The organism is Streptomyces sp. NPDC044061 (assembly GCF_056434305.1).
The window spans coordinates 230,588-248,161 of sequence record NZ_JBWKFL010000010.1 but is presented as its reverse complement, the minus strand read 5'-3'; the positions used below and the strand labels follow the sequence as shown (position 1 = coordinate 248,161).

At 70.4% G+C, this 17,574-nt stretch carries 14 protein-coding genes and 1 pseudogene; 5 read left to right on the top strand and 10 right to left on the bottom strand.

Annotated elements, in window-relative coordinates; all coding sequences use genetic code 11:
• Positions 1 to 7: 7 nt before the first annotated feature.
• Positions 8 to 1,198: a thiolase family protein gene (locus AC07CM_RS18695; protein ID WP_478877489.1), complete on the top strand. Its 1,191-nt coding sequence runs from the start codon at positions 8 to 10 to the stop codon at positions 1,196 to 1,198.
• Between the two features lie 18 nt (positions 1,199 to 1,216).
• Here the strand turns inward: AC07CM_RS18695 and AC07CM_RS18690 are convergent, their stop codons facing one another.
• The 4 genes from AC07CM_RS18690 to AC07CM_RS18675 form a co-directional block, all read right to left on the bottom strand.
• Positions 1,217 to 2,089, bottom strand: coding sequence for a helix-turn-helix domain-containing protein (locus AC07CM_RS18690; protein WP_478877488.1), 873 nt, complete (start codon positions 2,087 to 2,089; stop codon positions 1,217 to 1,219).
• A 351-nt stretch (positions 2,090 to 2,440) separates the two neighbouring features.
• On the bottom strand, positions 2,441 to 2,842 hold the full coding sequence (locus AC07CM_RS18685) for a hypothetical protein (RefSeq protein WP_478877487.1): 402 nt from the start codon (positions 2,840 to 2,842) through the stop codon (positions 2,441 to 2,443).
• Positions 2,843 to 2,932: 90 nt separating this feature from the next.
• Entirely contained in the window at positions 2,933 to 4,213 is a 1,281-nt protein-coding gene (locus tag AC07CM_RS18680; RefSeq protein WP_478877486.1) for an amidohydrolase, read from the bottom strand.
• Positions 4,214 to 4,261: 48 nt separating this feature from the next.
• Positions 4,262 to 4,930, bottom strand: coding sequence for a trimeric intracellular cation channel family protein (locus AC07CM_RS18675; RefSeq protein WP_478877485.1), 669 nt, complete (start codon positions 4,928 to 4,930; stop codon positions 4,262 to 4,264).
• Positions 4,931 to 5,198: 268 nt separating this feature from the next.
• On the opposite strand from AC07CM_RS18675, the gene AC07CM_RS18670 reads away from it, so the two are divergent.
• The 4 genes and pseudogenes from AC07CM_RS18670 to katG all read left to right on the top strand — a co-directional run bounded on the left by AC07CM_RS18670 (position 5,199) and on the right by katG (position 11,011).
• A complete protein-coding gene (locus AC07CM_RS18670; protein ID WP_478877517.1) occupies positions 5,199 to 5,549 on the top strand; it encodes a hypothetical protein in 351 nt (116 codons plus the stop codon).
• A gap of 190 nt (positions 5,550 to 5,739) precedes the next feature.
• Positions 5,740 to 6,093 (top strand): annotated as a pseudogene (locus AC07CM_RS18665) (PAS domain-containing protein); the annotation flags it as partial.
• 81 nt (positions 6,094 to 6,174) lie between these two features.
• On the top strand, positions 6,175 to 8,358 hold the full coding sequence (locus AC07CM_RS18660; protein WP_478877516.1) for an ATP-binding SpoIIE family protein phosphatase: 2,184 nt from the start codon (positions 6,175 to 6,177) through the stop codon (positions 8,356 to 8,358).
• Between the two features lie 460 nt (positions 8,359 to 8,818).
• Positions 8,819 to 11,011, top strand: coding sequence for a catalase/peroxidase HPI (katG, locus tag AC07CM_RS18655; protein WP_478877484.1), 2,193 nt, complete (start codon positions 8,819 to 8,821; stop codon positions 11,009 to 11,011).
• A 130-nt stretch (positions 11,012 to 11,141) separates the two neighbouring features.
• Here the strand turns inward: katG and AC07CM_RS18650 are convergent, their stop codons facing one another.
• The 6 genes from AC07CM_RS18650 to AC07CM_RS18625 form a co-directional block, all read right to left on the bottom strand.
• Positions 11,142 to 11,642 carry an RBBP9/YdeN family alpha/beta hydrolase gene (locus AC07CM_RS18650; RefSeq protein WP_478877483.1) on the bottom strand — a complete coding sequence of 167 codons (501 nt, stop codon included), beginning with the start codon at positions 11,640 to 11,642 and terminating at the stop codon, positions 11,142 to 11,144.
• A gap of 121 nt (positions 11,643 to 11,763) precedes the next feature.
• Entirely contained in the window at positions 11,764 to 13,047 is a 1,284-nt protein-coding gene (locus tag AC07CM_RS18645) for an MFS transporter (protein ID WP_478877482.1), read from the bottom strand.
• Positions 13,048 to 13,139: 92 nt separating this feature from the next.
• Positions 13,140 to 14,057 carry a TauD/TfdA dioxygenase family protein gene (locus AC07CM_RS18640; RefSeq protein ID WP_478877481.1) on the bottom strand — a complete coding sequence of 306 codons (918 nt, stop codon included), beginning with the start codon at positions 14,055 to 14,057 and terminating at the stop codon, positions 13,140 to 13,142.
• A 38-nt stretch (positions 14,058 to 14,095) separates the two neighbouring features.
• The gene (locus AC07CM_RS18635) at positions 14,096 to 15,070 is read right to left on the bottom strand and encodes a quinone oxidoreductase family protein (RefSeq protein WP_478877480.1); all 975 of its coding nucleotides are present in this window, start codon (positions 15,068 to 15,070) and stop codon (positions 14,096 to 14,098) included.
• Positions 15,071 to 15,143: 73 nt separating this feature from the next.
• On the bottom strand, positions 15,144 to 16,202 hold the full coding sequence (locus AC07CM_RS18630) for a beta-keto acid cleavage family enzyme (RefSeq protein WP_478877479.1): 1,059 nt from the start codon (positions 16,200 to 16,202) through the stop codon (positions 15,144 to 15,146).
• Between the two features lie 301 nt (positions 16,203 to 16,503).
• On the bottom strand, positions 16,504 to 17,526 hold the full coding sequence (locus AC07CM_RS18625; protein WP_478877478.1) for an AraC family transcriptional regulator: 1,023 nt from the start codon (positions 17,524 to 17,526) through the stop codon (positions 16,504 to 16,506).
• Positions 17,527 to 17,574: the final 48 nt, after the last annotated feature.

Genomic DNA, 17,574 nt, shown 5'->3' with positions numbered 1-17,574 from the left:
GCATCCGATGATCGAGCGACCGCGTGACGTGTACGTCGTCGACGCCGTCCGTACCCCCTTCGGCCGCTACGGCGGTGCCCTCGCCGGCGTACGCCCGGACGACCTCGCCGCCGGTGTGCTGCGCGCCCTCGTCGACCGCAGTCCCGGCCTGGACCCGTCGCGCATCGACGACGTGTTGCTCGGCAACGCGAACGGCGCGGGCGAAGAGAACCGCGACGTGGCCCGCATGGCCGTCCTGCTCGCCGGACTCCCGGTCGCCGTGCCCGGCGCCACGGTCAACCGGCTGTGCGGATCGGGCATGGAAGCCGTCATCCAGGCGGCCCGCGCCATCGCGCTGGGCGACGCGTCCATCGCGGTGGCGGGCGGTGTCGAGTCCATGAGCCGCGCACCCTGGGTGCTGCCGAAGCCGGATCGGGCCTTCCCGGTGAAGGACCAGCAGCTGTACTCGACGACGCTCGGCTGGCGGATGGTGAACCCGCGGATGCCGGTGGAGTGGACCATCCCGCTCGGCGAGAGCGCGGAGCTGGTGGGCGCCAAGTACGCCGTCGGCCGGGAGGCACAGGACGCGTTCGCCCTGGACAGCCACCGCAACGCCGCCAGTGCCTGGCGCGAGGGCCTGTACGCGGGAGAGGTCGTCCCCGTCGACGGCGTGGACCTGACCCGCGACGAAGGCATCCGGGACAACACCTCCGTCGAGGCACTCGCTCGGCTCAAGCCGGCCTTCACCGCGGACGGCACGATCACGGCCGGCAACGCCTCGCCGCTCAACGACGGGGCGGCCGCGCTGCTGCTCGCCGACCAGGAGGGGCTCGCGGCGATCGGGCGCGAGCCCCTGGCCCGGGTTCGTGCGGCGGCGGTGACGGGCATCGAACCGCAGCACTTCGGGCTCGGACCGGTCGAGACCATCCGCAAGGTGCTCTCCAAGGCGGCGGTCGCTCCCGGTGATCTGCACACGATCGAGCTGAACGAGGCCTACGCGGCCCAGGCGCTGGCCTGCCTGGCCGCACTGCCGGAACTGGACCCGGAGGTGGTCAACCCGCGTGGCGGCGCCATCGCCATCGGCCACCCGCTGGGCGCGTCGGGCGCCCGCATCACCGGAGCGGTCGCGCACCAGCTGGCCGCCGCGGGCTCCGGCACGGGCTTGGCGGCGCTGTGCATCGGGGTGGGCCAGGGACTGGCACTCGTACTGGAACGCTGAGGCGGCGGGCCCGCCGCCTCAGCCGGACCGGCGCAGCGCGGCCGGGGTGGTGCCCAGCCGGGCGCGCATCACCCGGGTGAGGTGCTCCTGGTGGGAGAACCCGCAGGCGGCGGCCACCTCCGCGATCGGGGTGGAACCTGTGCGAAGGCGCCGGCACGCGGCTTCCAGACGCAGCTTGAGCAGGAACTGGTGGGGCGACTGGCCCGTGCTCGCCCGGAACCTCCGCGTGAACTGGCTCGAGCTCAGCGAGGCCGAGGCAGCAAGGTCGGCAATCGGCAGCGGTTCGGCAAGGCGCTGCTCCATCAGCTCACGGACGGCGGTCAGCTGCCGGTCGGACAGCCCGGACCGGTCGGGCGGGGGTGCGGTCGTCGCGCTGACGCCGTGACGGCGAACGAGCTGCGCGGCGAGCATCCCGGTGAGGTGGTCTGTGTATGTGCGGGCAGACGGCTCCCAGGACCGGACGGCGCCCTCCAGCGCGAGCATGAGCTGTTCGGCCAGTGGGTCGCTGGCCCCGAGCTCCTCGGACAGCTCGACGGGCCGCCCGCCGTTCGCGTCGCGCAGAGTGTCGTCCGTGAGGTAGGCGTGGATCGTCTCCAGCCGGCCGCCGAGCTCGACCGCGAGGGTCCGGCCGGCCGGTTGCAGGAACAGCCCACCGGCCGGGATCGCCCGTGTCCGTCTGTCCGGACCCTGCCCACGCCCTACGCTGACGGGGCCGCTGAGGTGCAGGATCAGCAGGTGGGTGGGGGCGGGATCGAACGCCGCGCGGTAGGGCTGCTCCTCCTGAGTGGAGAGATACAGGCGGTCCCATCCGAGCCCTGAGCTGCTGCGTCGTGTCCGCACGCCGGGCTGTCGCAGGATGCCGACCGTGTCGGCAGGTCCGAGTTCCGTCATGGCGCGACCTCCTCACGTCACCCCTTATGGTTGAAGAATAAACCAGAATGGAGGATGTCGAGAAGCGACCGGATCGCGCGGGTGAAGTCCACGGGCGCTGCCCTGGCGCGCATGCGGTGAGGTACTTCCTGCGTCGGGGACCACGCAGATGAGTGTGGATTGACCCTCTGCTGACACGAGGCACGCCGACAGGGCTCCGAGCTGCGCAAACGTCTTCGCACGACCGGCACGGCCGAGAGCGCCAGTCCGATGGCTATGGCGGTGACGACCGAGACGAGTTTCTGCAGGTCTTGGAAACCTTCGATGACGTGGCCGCCGGCGAGAGCGGTCAGGCGCCTACGGCTTCGATCGTCAATTCGGGGGAAAGAACTGCACTGCCCACCGGCGGAAGTGGAAAATATCGCTGCCCCCATGCGATCGGAGGACGTCGACCGTCCGCCTGGCCTCGTCCTTGCCCCTGACCGGAACGAAGATCAGCCATTTGCCCTGGCTCAAGGCAGCGGAGTGGGCCGCCAGCGTCTCGCTTTCGTAGCCACCGTGCTGCAGCCAACGCATGAGGCGGCCGAGAAGCCCATGAGAGGTTCCCCTGCTGTCCAGAAGTCGCTGCCCCTCCGGCCCATTGAGCACGTTCACGTCCGACAGAGTGATGCCGGCTTGTTCCAAGTCACGGCAGGTAGCCGTATATCGTTCCTCGTCATCCAGAACGGCAGCTACGCGTTGCATGGGATAAAGGTAGAAGCGCTCTTCATTCATCCGCGGCTGACTCACATGAACCGCTTGCTATGCGCGTATTGCGTTCTTCGTTCTGGGCATCGAAGGTGAAAGGCCGTGAGCCTCATGGGCTCATGGGCCCAAGCCACCCGCTTTCCCGAGGTAGGCGAGTGCGGCTGTGACCAGCGCCTGGACGCCGGTGTCCAGTGTGGGCTGCAGGACCGGTGCGAAGCGGGGGTTGTGGTTGACCGGGATCTCCTGGGCCACGGCGCCGCGCTGCCGGGCGGCCTGGTAGGTGGCGGGGTCGACACAGCCCAGCGCCCAGTAGGTGTACGGGGCGCCGAAGGCGTCCGGGATCCGGCTGAAGTCCTCGCTGGCGCTCTGCAACTCGACAGTGACCGCCCGCTCCTCGAACACAGCGGCGAAAGCGGCGGAGACCTCGCGGGTCACCACGTCGTCGTTGACGGTCGGCGGAAAGCGGGTGCCCTCCTCGATCTGCGGCGCGCGAGTCGCTCCGGAGGCGTCACACTCCGCATGGACGATGCGCCGCACGGCGGCCAGCACGGCCCGCCTGGTCCCGTCGTCGTAGGTGCGCACGTTCACCAGCAGTTCGGCCGACTCCGGAATCACGTTGCCGCTCGTGCCCGCCTGGACGGAGCCCACCGTGACCACGACCGGCTGGGTGGCGGCCAGCTCGCGCGAGACGATCGTCTGGAGACGGACGACGATCATCGAGGCGATCACCACCGGATCGATGGCGGCCTGCGGCGCCGAGCCGTGAGCGCCCCGGCCATGCACCGTGATCTTCACATTGTCCGCCGCGGAGAGAAAGGACCCGGCGCGCGTGCCGACCTGCCCGGCCGGATAGGGAAGCACATGCTGGGCGAATGCGACGTCCGGGTGAGGGACACGGTCGGAGAGCCGGTCGGTGAGCATCAGGTCAGCACCGTCTCCTGGCTCTTCGGCAGGCTGGAACAAGGCCACCAGCGTGCCCTTCCACGCCCCCGGCGCGGCGGCCATGAGCCGCGCCGCTCCCAGCAGGCAGGTGACGTGCATGTCGTGACCGCAGGCATGCGCCACGGGCACCCGCCGGCCGGAGGCGTCCGTGGCTTCGGCCGTGCTGGCGTAGTGCAGACCGGTCGCCTCGAGGACCGGGAGGGCATCCATGTCGGCCCGCAGCAGAACGGTCGGACCCTCGCCGTTGGCCAGCACACCGACCACACCGGTGCCGCCGATCCCCTCGTGCACCCGGTAGCCGCAGTTTCTCAGGTGTTCCGCCACACCGGCCGCGGTGCGGTGCTCCTGGTGTCCCAACTCGGGGTGGGCGTGCAAGTCCTTGTAGGCCTCTTCGAGCTCGGCCCGGATGCCACCGAGCCCGGCCAGCACGGCATCCGCGGAGTCCTTGAGCGTCATGGCCGGGTACTCCTCCCTCTCACCGGGTGAGCGCAGTGCCCGTTGATGTCACGGATTCGGACCCTTGGACGACCCTGGCCGCCAGTCGCGGCTGCCGGGCAGCCTCCAGCCCCAGTGGAACGCGGCCAGCCGCAGCGAGATCCCGACCGCGATGCCGGCCAGGACTCCTACGGTGGGTGCGCCGAGCCGACTGCAGACCACCATCACCACGCTCACCACAATCGCGACGGTCGCGTACAACGGGGTGCCACCGAAGATGGAAGGGGTCCGAGCGAGCAACAGGTCCCGGATGGCCCCGCCGCCGACCGCTGTGATGGTGCCCAACAGCACGGCCGGCAGCCAGCCCAGGCCGACAGCGAGTGTCTTCTGCGCCCCGGCGACCGCCCAGACACTCAGCGCCGAGGCATCGAGGAGATTGAAGGCCCAACCGGAGGTGGGGCGACTCAGGTCGGCTACGAAGGCCAGCAGGGTGCCGGCGATGGCGACCGTGAGATAGGTGTAGTCGGTCAGGGCCACGGGTGTGCCGTGCTGCAGCAGGGTGTCGCGGAGGATTCCGCCGCCCAGGCCGGAGACGATGCCGATGACCAGGAAGCCGAACAGGTCCAGACGACTGCCCCGGGCCAGCACCCCGCCGAGCGTGCCGTTGGCGAAGACCCCGCTCAGGTCCAGCGCCCTGGTCAGCTCGGTCACGCTCTCGGGTGACAGCGCCCTGGCCACGGACCAGCACCTCCCTTACTTCCACATTTCCACATCAAAGCAGCCAGTGCAGCCACGTGCCCGCCGGGCATGGCGTGCGAGGCAGCCTTCCCAGCCACTGGTCGGCCGGACTGCGCGTGGCCCGGCGAGTGTGCGACCGGTGACGGCACGGCTTGGCAGCGGCCGTCCGTGCCGCGCCGGCCGGCCGCTACGACCAAGGCGCGGCCCAGGAAGATGATGTGCCGGCCGTGGGCGGGGAGAGCCGGGCGACGTCCTCGTCCCGGATCTCGTGCCTCTCGGTGCGGGGCTGGGCGACAGCGGCGTCGAGGCGGCCGGCGCGACGCTGCCCGCCGGCCGGCTCGCCGCGGCGCGCGAAATCGCCGAGGTGGGCGGACCCATCGCTGTGAACAGCGTGCCGCCCGGCGCCCCGGGATCGGCAGCGCACGGCCTGGCCCTGGATGCCCTGGGCAGCGGCTTCAACACCGCGTTCCTGGTGTGTGGTGTGGCGGCCGCCGTCGCCGCGGCGTTGACCGCCTTCGGCATGATCGGGGTTCGCGTCCAGCGTTCTGCCGAGAACGAGGTGTCCACACCGCTACCACCCGGACCCGATGGCAGACCGGAATCGGCCCTCACCACGTAGGCGGCCCGGCCGTAGGGCTCCCCGAGCGGCTGTGCACGCGGAAAGGCACCGGTCACGACCGCCGGTGCCTTCCGCACTTCCGCGCACGACAGGCCCCGGCCACCGGGCCGGGCCTCTTCGTACGCGGCGCGCCCACCGGCGGCGATGTCGCTGCTGTACCAGGTGACCCGTCCGCTGACGCTGTTGCGACATGGCACGGGCACTGCTGCCGAACTGCTCGTGCCGCGGTGCAGAATGCGGTGCCGCGGCGCCGGCTCCACGCACCTGCACGGTACGAACCCGCGGTGGCGCACCGCAACGGCTGGGGGCAGGCTGGAGTAGTTCGGTATCTCTTGTGCAGTTCACGGGAGGCGGCGGTGCGGCGGCCGCGATCGGTGCGGCTCTGCGTGGGCAGGGAGCCGGATCGTTCAGCGGAGGTGACCTGGCCGTGAGGCGGCGCGATCCCCTGTTCGTGGTGAACGCGAACGGTGTGGTGGTTACGTGGAGCCGGGAAGCCGAAAGTCTGCTCGGCACGGCAGCGGCCGATGTCGTGGGGCGCCCTGCGACGAGCCTCGTCACCAAGGGAGCGGACCAGACGGGTGCCCCCATGGGGCGGGGATGCGTTCCGCATGCGTGGGGTGCGGCAGTGGGCGCTGATCTCCGCGTGGAGCCGCTGATGCGTGCCGACGGCACGGTGGCCTGGGGGGTGTGGGCGGCCGGGAACCGCGGTGGCGAACTCGGCGACGAAGTCGGAAGGGCGCTGTTGGAGGCCCTGTTCACGCAGGCGCCGGTCGGGCTGTTGGTCGTGGACGCGGACCTGCGCATCGAGCGCATCAACACTGCCTCCCGAGGCATGCGCGGCGCCTCGGTGGACGGTCTGCTCGGTCATCCGGTGACCGAGGTCCTGCACATGGCCGACCCCAAGGGTGTGGAGGCGATGGTCCGCGCCGTGTTGCGCACCGGCGATCCCGTCCTCGACCGTCTTGTGCGCGGCCGGCCGCCCCCCGAGACCGGCCCCGAGCACATCTACTCGGTGTCCGTGTTCCGTCTCCGGGACGGGAACGGTCATGTGCTGGGCGCCGTGGCCTCCCTGACCGACGTCACCGAGCGCGAGCGAGGGCGGGCACGCGCAACCGTTCGCGACGCGGCCCGAAGGAAGATCGGCAGGTCTCTCGACGTCATCACGACTTGCCGCGAACTCGCGGACGTGGCCGTACCGGAGTTCGCGGACCTGGCGGTGGTGGACGTCCTGGACGCGGTGGTTCGCGGGAACGAACCCCCACTCGGGCCGCTCTTCGGTGACGAGCCGATGCGGCGCGCCGCCTTCAAGCCGGCAACGGGCCACTCGCGGGCGATTCCGGGGGGAGACACGAGCAGGTTTCCCTTCCCCACGCCGTACACACAGAGCCTCACCGACCTCGAACCCCGCCTGGTCGCTCTGGACGAGACCACTCCGTGGTTGGCCGCGGACCCGGAACGGGGACGGGCGCTGCGCGAGGCCGGAGTCCAGTGCATGATCGTCGCCCCCGTCGTGCTGCGCGGAGCCGTACTCGGCATGGCCGGCTTTTACCGCTCCACCCGACCCGACCCCTTCACCGCCGACGACCTGGTTCTCGCGGGCGAGCTGGTGGCGCTCACCGCTGTGTGCCTGGACAACGCCCGCCGGTTCACCTACGAGCACACCATCGCCCTCACCCTGCAACGCCATCTTCTGCCGCAGGGCCACGCCTCCCAGACGGCCGCCGAGCTCGCACACTTCCACAGGCCCGCAGAGGTGAGCGGAGGCTGGTTCGACGCCATTCCGCTGTCCAGCGCCCGCCTCGCCCTGACTGTGGGCGACGTGGCAGGGCGTGGCATCCACACCGCCACCACCATGGGGCAGCTGCGCACCGCGATCAACGCCCTCGCCGCACTGGACCTGGATCCCGACGAACTCCTCGCCCGCCTCAACGACACGGTGATCCGTCTGGCAGCGGAACGGTCCGCGCTGCCGCCTGCGGACCCGCTGCGCGACGAGCCGCTGAAAGCCGCGTGCGCGTACGTGTTGTACGACCCGCTCGCCGGTGACTGCGTCATGGCATGTGCCGACTACCCGCCTCCGGTGCTCGTCCACCCGGACGGCACCAGCGAGATTCCCGACGTCCCGCGTGGCCCGTCCCTGGGCGACGAGGAGGAGCCGTTCGTCGCCGCACACATGCTGCTTGCCCCAGGCAGCATCCTCGCGCTGTACAACGACGGGTTCCTGGAGGCCTGTCGCACCACTCCCCTCGAAACGGCCAGGGACCAACTTCGCCATGTGCTGTCCCGCCGCGACCGGCCCTTGAACGAGCTGCGCGACGACGCCGTCTACGCCTTCCAGGCCGCCCGGCGACCCGAGAGCGACGCCGTCCTTCTGCTGGCCCGCACCTGGATTCTCGACGAGGTCCAGGTCGCCACCTGGACCATCCCCCCACACCCCGAGGAGGTGGCCTCGGCCCGTGACCGAGCGGTGCGGCAACTCGCCGACTGGAACTTGACCGGCAATTCTCTCGCCACCGAGATCATCGTCAGCGAACTGGTCACCAACGCCATCCGCCACGGCACGCCGCCTGTGCGACTGCGCCTCATCAAGGACCGGGTCCTCACCTGCGAGGTCTCGGACGCCAGCCCCGCCGCGCCCCACCTCCGCCATGCCCGTACCCTCGACGAAGGCGGCCGGGGACTGTTCATCGTCGCTCGGCTCGCCCAGCACTGGGGCACCCGGTACACCCGGTTCGGCAAGATCATCTGGACTGATCAGGTCCTCTCGCAACCACAGGACCCTGGCCGGCAGCCCGAGCGAAGATCGTGACCGGCCGCGAGCTCGTGAGCGGGACCGCGACACCGGAGCATCACGGCGCGCCCGCCAGGTACGACCAGCCGCCCCGCCCCAGAACGCCGGCAGCATGCCGGCGGGCATGGACAGACGCACGCCGAACCGCTGTGGCGGATGCCTCCCTACGGCGGCCACCAGTCCGGCCGCTGCGGCGAGTCCGGGGGCTGGCCGTATTCCGATTCGGGTTGCGTCGCAAATCGGCGCGGGAGCAGAAAGGCCGCCCCTTCTCTCACCTCTGCGTGCGGGGCGCTCTGCGTGTTTCATAGAGGTGTGGCCTGCGGTGCGCGACCATACGGACGCGGCACAGCACATTTTCCAGCCGGTGGGCGCCATGGCGCGCTGATTGCGTGGGTCGACGTGCTCGACACCAGCGAAGCCAACGACGTCAGGAGCGGCAGCCGGCAGAAGGAACACCGAGACAGGAAGAAGGACGGGCATGTCCGGCAGTGAAAGCGAGAATCCAGCAATTCCTTCACCGACACCCACGCCAACTCGGCGGCCCCGGACGAACCGGGACTGGTGGCCGAATCAGCTGGACCTTCAGGTTCTGCACCAGCACTCGTCCCGATCCAACCCGATGGACGAGGACTTCGACTACGCGGATGAGTTCGCGACCCTCGACGTGGACGCGCTCAAGCGTGACGTCTTCGAGGTGATGACGACATCCCAGGACTGGTGGCCTGCCGACTACGGTCACTACGGGCCGCTCTTCATCCGGATGAGCTGGCATGCCGCGGGAACGTACCGCATCGAGGACGGCCGCGGCGGTGGCGGCAGCGGCGCACAGCGCTTCGCCCCCCTCAACAGCTGGCCGGACAACGCGAGCCTGGACAAGGCGCGCCGTCTGCTTTGGCCGGTCAAACAGAAGTACGGCCGGAAAATCTCCTGGGCTGATCTTCTGGTATTCGCCGGGAACTGTGCCATGGAATCCATGGGGTTCAAGACGTTCGGGTTCGGTTTCGGACGAAAGGATATCTGGGAACCCGAGGAGATCTTCTGGGGGCCCGAGGACACATGGCTCGGAGATGAGCGCTACAGCGGCGACAGGGAACTCACCGGTCCTTTCGCCGCCGTACAGATGGGACTGATCTACGTCAATCCGGAGGGGCCCAACGGAAACCCGGACCCGATGGCTGCCGCCCGGGACGTTCGGGAGACGTTCGGGCGCATGGCGATGAATGACGAGGAGACGGTCGCACTCATCGTCGGCGGCCACACCTTCGGCAAGTGTCATGGCGCGGTCGAAGCCAGTTACATCGGCCCGGAACCCGAGGCCGCCTCCATCGAGCAGCAGGGCCTCGGCTGGCGGAACACATACAACAGCGGCACGGGCCCCCACGCGCTCACCAGTGGTCTGGAGGGCGCATGGACCACCGAGCCGACCACGTGGGACAACGGGTACCTGGACAATCTGTACGGGTACGAGTGGGAGCTGACGAGCAGCCCCGCCGGCGCCCACCAGTGGACTCCCTCTGATCCCGCGGCCAAAAGCACCGTGCGCGACGCCCATGATCCGTCGAAGCGGCACGCCCCCATGATGCTGACGACGGACCTCGCGCTGAAGGTGGACCCGGTCTACGGCCCGATCACGAAGAGGTTCCACGAGAACCCGGACGAGCTCGCGGTGGCGTTCGCCAAGGCGTGGTACAAACTGCTGCACCGCGACATGGGACCCGTCTCGCGTTACCTCGGCCCGTGGATTCCCGAGCCGCAGCTGTGGCAGGACCCCGTTCCCGACGTCGAGCACGAGCTGGTCGGGGACGAGGACATCGCCGCCCTCAAGGACAAAATCCTCACCTCGAGCCTCTCCGTCTCCCAGCTGGTCACCACCGCCTGGGCGTCGGCGGCAAGCTTCCGCGGCACAGACAAGCGCGGCGGGGCGAACGGGGCACGAATCCGGCTCGCGCCGCAGAAGGACTGGGAGCTCAACGACCTCCCCGAGGTGACCGAGGCACTGCGCACGCTCGAGCAGATCCAGCAGGACTTCAACGTCTCCCAGACCGGCGGAACGCGGGTCTCCCTCGCCGACCTGATCGTCCTCGGCGGGTGCGCGGCCGTCGAGCAGGCCGCGAGGAACGCCGGGTACGACGTCACGGTGCCGTTCGCACCGGGGCGTACGGACGCCTCGCAGGAGCAGACCGACGCGGCGTCGTTCGCCGTACTGGAGCCCAAGGCGGATGCCTTCCGCAACTACCTTCCGGCGGGCGAGAAGCTGTCGCCGGAGACCCTCATGCTGGACCGCGCCAACCTGCTGACGCTGACCGCCCCCGAGATGACCGTGCTGATCGGCGGCATGCGGGCCCTGAACACCGGCTTCAAGGGATCCTCCCACGGTGTCTTCACCCAGCGGCCGGGAGTCCTGACCAACGACTTCTTCGTCAACCTGCTCGACATGGGCACGGAGTGGAAGGCGTCGGCTACGGACGAGAACGTCTTCGAAGGCCGGGATCGCGGCACCGACGAGGTCAAGTGGACCGCCACCGCGGTCGACCTGATCTTCGGCGCGCACTCCCAGCTCCGGGCCGTCTCGGAGGTCTACGCGTCCCAGGATGCGGGAGAGAAGTTCGTCCGTGACTTCGTGGCTGCGTGGAACAAGGTGATGAATCTCGACCGGTTCGACCTCGCCTGAGACCAGCGTCCCGGTCGGCCCTCATCGGCCGCCCGGGACGCGGCGAAGTGGCTCCGGTGGACCAGCGGGCGCCGGGCATGCCGGCGACCCCAGCACCTCGCGGCGCCCCGGTGTCCACAGCAGTTCGGTGTCAGGACGCACAGGTGCCCTCTGGGGGCGTCGCCCCGAGCGGTGCGCTGCTGGAGTGGGACTCCAGCATGCGGATCAGTTCCTCGGCCCGCGGCCACTCGCCGTATCCCGAGGCCGGGTTGAGGTGGCCGACCGCGCCCAGCTCCAGGAGGCGGCTGCCCCAGTTCCGGGCCAGCTCGGCGACGCGTTCCGGTGCGCCCAGCGGGTCGTCGGCGCCGGCGGCGACGAGGCTGGGGAAGGGCAGGGGCGCGCGGGGCACGGGGGTCCAGCCGTGCCCCGCCAGTTCGGCGGGAGCGGGGTAGCCGTCCGGCAGTGGTGTCTCGAGGTCCGCCGGCGTGGCGAGCAGCGCGCCGCGCACGTCGGCGCGGTGGCGGCGGGCCCAGTGCACCACGGTGATGACTCCGGCGCTGTGGGCGACCAGCAGGACCGGTCCGTCCAGGGGCTCCAGCGTCGCGGCCAGGTTGCCGACCTGGGCGTCCAGGCTGAGCCGTTGCCCGGCCACCGGGGGTACGGTGCGGACGGCTCGTCCGGCCTCGGCGAGACGCTGGCCAGCAGGGTCTGCCAGTGGTCGGCGGCGTGGTCGCGCAGACCGGGGACGATGACCACGGTGGATTCCACGGCGCTCATGAGGGGATCTCCGAGGGGTGCTTGGGCGCCGCCTTCGTGGCGAGGCCGGCGACGCGGAGGAGGTCGCGTTCGTACCAGTGCCTGCCGACGAGGAAGGCCAGTGTCGCCAGGACCGCGACGAGGGGCACGATGCGCAGGGCACCCAGCAGGCCGAAGCGGTCCGCGAGCGCGCCCGTGACCGCAGGGCCGGGGGCCAGCCCCAGCAGGCTGTTGGCCAGGGTGAGGGTGGCGAACGCGGTCGCCGCTATGGAGGCGGGGGTCAGGTTCGCGACCATGGCCGCCGCGGGCCCGGCGGAACCGGCCGACAGCAGGCAGCCGCCGGCCAGAACGAGCAACTGAGCCGGTCCGGTGTGCAGTTGGAAGGCGAGGGTCAGCAGGAGGAGCGCGCCGAGGCTGCAGCCGGCCGCGACGACCCACTTGCGGACGGGGGCGGTGGAGCTGATGCGGTCGGAGGCCACGCCCCCGAAGATCATCCCCAGGCCGATGATCAGGGCGAAGCCGCCGGCGGCCCCGCCCGCCCTGGCCGGGTCCATGTGGTAGTAGCGGTTGAAGAAGCTCGGCAGCCACGACAACAGCGCGCCGGCGATGAACAGTTGCAGTCCGCTGCCGACATAGGCGCTGATGACCGAGACGGACGAGAAGAGACGGGGCAGGGTGCGCAGCCGCCCGCGTGCTTCCGCGCCGTCCTCGCCGCCGGAGGGGCGTCCGCGGGGCGCCAGTCTGCTCTCCTTGACCACGACCGCGTACACGGCGGCGAGCGCCAGGCCGAAGATTCCCATAGCGGCGAACGCCCAGCGCCAGCCGGCCGCCTGGGCCACGGCGCCGCCGACGACCACGCCCAGCACCGAGCCGAAGGCACCGCCGGCGATGAACGCACCGGAGAGGGTGGCCCGCAGGTTGACCGGGAAGATGCTGAGGACCACGGCGATGCCCACACTGCCGTAGGCCGCCTCGCCGATGCCGACGAAGAGACGGCCGACGAACATCTCGCCGTAACCCGCCGATACGGCGCACCCCAGCGTGGCCAGGCTCCACAGAGTGGCGGCCAGCAGCAGACTCCGGACCCTCCCCCACCGGTCGGCCATGAGGGACATGGGGAAGGTGAGCACGCCGACGGCCAGGGCCACGATGCCGCTGAGCGAGCCCAGGGCGGCGTCGGACAGCAGCCATTCGGCCTTCAGCATCGGGAAGACGGCGTTGAGGACCTGGCGGGACATGTAGTCGGAAAGCAGCAGGCCGAAGCCGAGTGCGAAGACCGTCCAGGCATAGCCTTTGGACACGGGCCACTCCGACGCGGACGATGTCGGGGCCGTGGACTGCGCAGTGGTGTGAAACTCCATTGTCATCACCTCGACTGCTCGAAAGGGGAAGGTCAGAACGGTCTGTCGCCCACGATTCCGGCGCGCTCCATCTTGCGGACGGCGGGCCAGTAGTCCTGGACGGCGTAGTGCTGGGTGGAGCGGTTGTCCCAGATGGCCACGCTGTTGGGGCTCCAGCGCCAGCGCACCTGGTACTCGGGGATCGCCGCCTGGCTGATCAGGTAGGTGAGCAGTTGGCTCGCGCCGGGCGCGTAGTCCTGGCCGAAACGCACGTTCTCGGGCGTGTGGTAGTTGACGAAGTGCGTCGCGAACGCGTTGACGAAGAGGATCTTCTCGCCCGTCTCGGGGTGGGTCCGCACGACCGGGTGCTCCGCGTCCGGGAACCGCTCCTTCAGCGCGTGGCGCCGTTCCTCGGGCATGACGGCGCCGAACGTGGCCTCGATGCTGTGCCGGGCGCGCAGTCCCTCGATCCGCGCCTTGATGTGGTCGGGGAGCCGACGGTGGGCCTCGACCATGTTCACCCAGATCGTGTCGCCGCCCACCGGGGGCGACTCGACGCAGCGCAGTACGGCGCCCATCGACGGGTTCACCCGCCAGGTGCCGTCCGTGTGCAGGGCGTTCTCGTAGTGCTCCGGCGGGCTGTCCAGATCCTTGTAGATCCGGACCAGCCCGGGATGGTCGGGGTCGCTGCCGGCGACAGGGTGGTCCTCCAGCGGGCCGAAGCGCGAGGCGAACGCGACGTGGTCGGCGCGCGAGATGTCCTGGTCCCGCAGGAAGAGGACCTTGTGCTCCAGCAGCAGGTTGTTGATCTCGGCGAAGAGGTCGTCGTCACGGGCCACGTCGGCCAGGCTCACACCGCTGAGCTCGGCACCGATGGTGCAGGTCAGCGGCTCGGCCGTGAGGGAGGTGCGGCGTACGCCCGGGCGCACCGGGGCCGGGGCCCGCCGCGAGGACGAGAGGGTGTCTGGCATCGGTGCTCACTCCTTGGGGTGGAACGTGGTGCGCCCCCTCACAGGACGAAGACGGAGGACCCGGTGGTCCGGCCGGCTTCCAGGTCGCGGTGCGCCTGCTCCGCGTCCTCGAGGGCGTAGCGCTGATTGATTTCGATCTTGATGCGACCCGAGGCGACGTGCTCGAACAGCTCACCGGCCAGCGCGGCGCGCTCGACGGGGTCGGCGATGTAGTCGGCCAGGGCGGGACGGGTGACGAACACCGAGCCGTGCAGGGCGAGTTGCATCGCGTCGATCGGCGGCACGGGTCCGGAGGCGGTGCCGAAGCACACGAGGAGCCCACGGCGCGCCAGTGAGGCGAGGGAGCCCGCGAAGGTGTCCTTGCCCACGCTGTCGAACACGACCGGGACGCCCGCGCCGTCGGTCAGCTCGCGGACCCGGTCGGCCACGTTCTCGTACCGGTAGCGGATGACGTGCTCGCATCCGTGTGCTCGGGCGATGTCGGCCTTCTCCTCGCTGGACACCGTTCCGATCACACGGATGCCGAGCAGCGCGGCCCACTGGCACACGATCAGGCCCACCCCTCCGGCCGCGGCGTGCAGCAGCACGGTGTCGCCGGCCTTCAGCGGATGGATCCTGCGCAGCAGATAGGCCGTGGTCAGGCCGCGCATGGTCATCGCGGCCGCCGTCTCGCAGCTGATCCCGTGGGGCAGCTTGATCAGGTGCGAGGCGGGCATGACCCGCTCCGTGCTGTAGGCACCGAGCGGACTTCCGGTGTACGTCACCCGGTCGCCCTCGGCGACGTCGGTGACGCCGTCGCCCACCGCCTCGACCACGCCGGCGGCCTCGACGCCGATGCCGTCGGGCAGCCGGACCGGGTAGAGCCCGCTGCGAAAGTAGGTGTCGGCGAAGTTGAGCCCGACGGCCTCGTGCCGGATACGCACCTCGCCGGGGCCGGGATCGCCGACGGCGGCCTCCTCCCACTTCAGGACGTCGGGGCCACCGGTTTCGTGGAAGCGGACGGCGTGTGCCACAGAGTGCTCCGAAGGATTCGCGCGGGTGGGTGTCGCCTGCGTGCGGGGCCTGCCCTGCACGCCGGGCGGTGGGTCAGGCCGTGACGTCGCGCAGCATGAAGCCGCGCTGTCCCGGACGGCGGTTGGGCATCATGCCGAGGCGGGCGAGGGTCTCGTCGGCGTCCGCGTAGTACTCGCCGATCTTGTAGATGCGCTTGGCGTCGGCGCCGGTGGCGATCTCGCGGCCGAGCGCCTGCGAGATCCGCACCATCTGCTCCACCTGGGCCACGGAGGACATCCGCTCGCCCCTGGCGCGCCAGAGGTTGTCCTCGTTGCCGACGCGCACGTGCTGGCCGAGGGCGATGGCGACGGCGTTCATCGGGGCCACCGCGCGCATGGAGCTCTCGATGGTCAGGACGGCGCCGTCCGGCACGCGGCGGATGAACTCGACCAGGTCGGCGGGGTGCCGGCCGGCGAAACCGCCGCCGATGGCCACGTAGTTGAGGATCAGCGGCCCGGTGTGGACGCCTGCGCGGATCAGCCGCTCCACCGTCTCCAGCTGGGCCAGGTGGGCGAGCTGGAAGTGCGGCTGGATGCCGTTCGCGCGCAGGCGCTCGAGGTGCTCGAGGTAGAACTCCGGACCGGCCTCCACGACCATGTCGCGGTACGCCCGGTAGTAGTCCGGCTTCGCGATCGACGTGCCCTCCAGGTCGTCCTCGTTCATGATCTCGACGATGTTCATCTGGCTGGTGTTGATCGCGATCGTCACCTGGTCCGGCGCCGGGGTGAGTTCGGCCAGCAGGTGGCGGGTGTCGTAGGCGAGCCACTTGGCGTCGCCGCCCTCGCCCTCGGGGGCGAAGGAGATCGAACCACCGATCTGGAGCACCATGTCCGGCACGGCCTCGCGCAACCGCCCGAGCAGTTCGTTGAACATCGACATCCGCTTGGAGCCCTTGCCGTCGAGCTCCCGGACGTGGATGTGGAGCACCGTCGCGCCGGCGTTGTGGCAGTCGACGGCCGCCTGTACGTGCTCGTCCATGGTCAGCGGCAGGTCGTCCGCGTCCCCGGGAAGCCACTCGGGGCCGTACGGCGCTGCCTGGATCACCAGCTTCTCCTGGTTCTCCGGGAAGAGTGAGTCGTCGTGGAAATGCACGGGGCTTCTCCTTGGCGTAGACGTGATCGCGTCACGGAGCAGGCGGCCGACGCGAAGTCGGGCCCGTGACGGCGGAAGTACGGGCCGAGGCGACAACTGGCCCAGTGGTCGCGGACCGGTCCGGTGGGAGTGCCCTCAGGGGGTTGCGGGGCGCTCCCTCCGGAGGCCGACCGCCTGCGCGGTGCTGCCAAGGTAGGGCGGGCGGCACGCGGCCGCTTTACCTGTCGTGACAGATGACTTGTCAATCGGGGACACGCGGCCCGGGCTCACCCGTGCCACGGCCCGCGTGCGTCCCGCGGGCTCAGCTTCCGCCGGGCACTGCCGGGCCGCCCCGGCTCTTGCGCCACTCGCGCGGACCGGCGCCGAAGTGCTCGTGGAACCACCGGGAGAACGCACTCAGCGACGAGAACCCCAGCAGCGTGGCGACCTCGGTCAGTGAACGGTTGGGGTTGGCGACGAACTGCTCCGCGAGCGAGGTGCGGGTCGAATGGAGCAGTGAGGAGAACGTCTCTCCGGAGCGGGCCAGATGGCGGTGCACGGTGCGCCGGTCGACGCCGAGGCTGCGGGCGATCTGCTCGATGGAGCAGCGCCCGGTCGGCAGCAGCGCCTCGATGAGGTCGCGCACCCGGTCCACCTCGGATGCTTCCCTGGGGGCCGCGATCGGCTCGAAGTACTGCCGGGTGTAGCTGCGTAGCTGGGCGTCGGCCATGGCGTTGGGGGCGTCCAGGTCCTCGGCGTAGAAGACGAGGCCGTTGAAGTCGCGGTCGAACTCCACCGAGGGCCCGAACAGTCGGCGGTGGCCCGCGGTGTCCCGCGGCGCCGGGTGGGCGAAGCAGACGGCCGACGGGCGCCAGCGCGGACCGAGGAAGCCGCTGAGCACGCGGTGGAACGCGCCCACGGCGAGTTCCGTGCCCTGCCGGGCCGGCTGTGGTTCGCCGAGCCTGAGGTCCACCTTGAGGGTGGCCACCCCGTTGCCTTCCGAGAGCCGGGCGTGCAGGACCTCGTTGTAGGTGTGCTGGTGGCGGATCAGCAAGGCCAGGGCACTGCGCACGTCGGGCTCTTCACGGACGAGCAGGCTGATGGGGCCCAGGTTGGAGAAGCGCCGCCGCTCGGTCAGCAGCAGACCGAAGTCCTCGCGCTCGGAGGCGGCCGCCGACAGCTCCAGCAGCCTGACCACCGCCGTGCCGGAGATCCACCGGTCCTGCACGGCCAGGTCCGCGGTGTCCAGCCCGACGCTCTTCATCAGGGCGCGGGGGTCGAGACCGAGGGACCGGCTCAGCTCGACGTAGCCGTTCAGCGCGGCGGTGCGGGCAAGTGGCCTCATGGGCACGCTCCAAGGGCAACGGGTCCCCAGAAGTTAAGTTTCCCGTCC

Bases quoted from the DNA above. Each gene is read 5' to 3' on its own strand.
- AC07CM_RS18695 (WP_478877489.1), top strand. From the start codon at position 8: ATGATCGAGCGACCGCGTGACGTGTACGTCGTCGACGCCGTCCGTACC.
- AC07CM_RS18690 (WP_478877488.1), bottom strand. From the start codon at position 2,089: ATGACGGAACTCGGACCTGCCGACACGGTCGGCATCCTGCGACAGCCC.
- AC07CM_RS18685 (WP_478877487.1), bottom strand. From the start codon at position 2,842: ATGAATGAAGAGCGCTTCTACCTTTATCCCATGCAACGCGTAGCTGCC.
- AC07CM_RS18680 (WP_478877486.1), bottom strand. From the start codon at position 4,213: ATGACGCTCAAGGACTCCGCGGATGCCGTGCTGGCCGGGCTCGGTGGC.
- katG (WP_478877484.1), top strand. From the start codon at position 8,819: ATGTCCGGCAGTGAAAGCGAGAATCCAGCAATTCCTTCACCGACACCC.
- AC07CM_RS18640 (WP_478877481.1), bottom strand. From the start codon at position 14,057: ATGCCAGACACCCTCTCGTCCTCGCGGCGGGCCCCGGCCCCGGTGCGC.
- AC07CM_RS18625 (WP_478877478.1), bottom strand. From the start codon at position 17,526: ATGAGGCCACTTGCCCGCACCGCCGCGCTGAACGGCTACGTCGAGCTG.